This window comes from Weissella sp. DD23 (genome assembly GCF_001579105.1).
GTDB classification, from domain to species: domain Bacteria; phylum Bacillota; class Bacilli; order Lactobacillales; family Lactobacillaceae; genus Weissella; species Weissella cibaria.
This window is the reverse complement of the sequence record NZ_KQ970390.1, coordinates 200,599-202,127: the sequence shown is the minus strand read 5'-3', so window position 1 is coordinate 202,127 and position 1,529 is coordinate 200,599. Positions and strand designations below refer to the sequence as shown.

Genomic DNA, 1,529 nt, shown 5'->3' with positions numbered 1-1,529 from the left:
ACGTACCGTCATACTTTGCTTTTTGACAGTCTGAAACGTTATTTCTACCACTCACCTGTGCTAAACCGGTGATACCAGGCAACACCCGATCTGCGCCCAGTGCTTTACGTTTCTCAATAACTGCCATATCGGATGCTGCTAACGGTCGCGGTCCCACAAAGCTCATCTCACCACGTAAGACGTTAAAGCACTGTGGTAGTTCATCCAATGATGTACGGCGTAAAAATTTACCGACAGTCGTCACGTAGGCATCCCGATTATGAAAATCCTGATGCGAAACCAGTGGTGCTGACCCAACCATTGTTCGAAATTTATAAACTTCAAACGGCTGACTATGACGGCCGAATCTAGTTTGTTTAAAGATTGGATTTTCGTGTGTGACAAGCCAAATCGTACCTGCAATCACGATCATTGGTAGACTAAAAATCACCAGTAATAAACTTGCAAAAATGCAATCTAACATGCGTTTAATCAATTTTTGATATAACCGTTGCCCAATCATTTTTTAAACGTTTCCCCATAACCATAACTTGCATAACGTTGCTTCTTTTTATCTCGGTGTACCACACCAATAATTGGTGTTTGACTGAGCTTCATAATTTCGACCGTGCGTTTAATATTTGCCTTTTTTGTTTTTCCTAAAGCAACAACCAACACAACACCATCAACCTGTTTCATTAACATTTGGGCATCCGTCACCGCTAAAACTGGCGGTACATCAATGACCACCTTGTCATAATGCGCATTAGCCCAGGTGATTATTGTTGTCATCTTTTCCGATCCCAGTAATTCAGCCGGATTAGGTGGCACGGGACCGGCTGTCAATACATCTAACCCCGTGATTTGTGTTTTTTGCACCGCATCTATCGGCATTTTTGCTGCTGATAGCACCGTGGTTAGCCCTCTGTTTGGCAATACTTTAAATGTCGCCTGAGCAGTGGAACGTCGCAAATCAGCATCCACATATAACACCGACTGTCCTGACTGCGCCCATGTGACAGCTAAGTTACTTGCAACTGTGGTTTTACCATCCGATATTTCCGCCGATGTTATCAGGACAGTTTTAAACTGTGGCAAAGTCGCACTAACAAATTCGATATTTGTTCGGAGTGTGCGAAATTGTTCTGATACCGGATTCTTCGGTTCGTGATACGTCACTAATTGTGCCCCAGAGTTTTGCGTCAAATTATTATCCTGACGTTGTTTGTTAAATAACCTCATTATATTCACCTATTAAATACGTTGTTTGATGCGTGAGACACCCTGTTCATTTAGCATTACTCGTCGTTCTTTTAAACGACCAATGCCTGTGATCGTTCCTAAATTAGTGAGTCCCAACTCATCCGTCATAAAAGTCTCTGTTTTGATTGTTCGATCGGTTAATTCTCGAATCACCCCAATGACCAATCCCAACCCAACACCGGCCACCAAACCAACCAACACCATTAATTGCTTATTAGGTGCCGCCGGTTCAGTTGGACGCGTAGCCCGCGAAACAATCGACACATTTGAGACAGCCATAATATCTA

The 1,529-nt window shown here is 43.0% G+C and carries 3 protein-coding genes; all 3 read right to left on the bottom strand.

Going from position 1 to position 1,529, the window contains the following annotated elements; translation table 11 throughout:
- On the bottom strand, nucleotides 1-502 hold a 502-nt coding region (locus WEIDD23_RS00965), incomplete at its 3' end, for a sugar transferase (RefSeq protein ID WP_082778287.1).
- Nucleotides 499-1,221 carry a CpsD/CapB family tyrosine-protein kinase gene (locus WEIDD23_RS00960; RefSeq protein WP_010371843.1) on the bottom strand — a complete coding sequence of 241 codons (723 nt, stop codon included), beginning with the start codon at nucleotides 1,219-1,221 and terminating at the stop codon, nucleotides 499-501. The genes WEIDD23_RS00965 and WEIDD23_RS00960, both read right to left, overlap by 4 nt.
- 12 nt (nucleotides 1,222-1,233) lie before the next feature.
- The coding region (locus tag WEIDD23_RS00955) for a GNVR domain-containing protein (protein WP_278279460.1) at nucleotides 1,234-1,529 on the bottom strand (296 nt) is incomplete at its 5' end.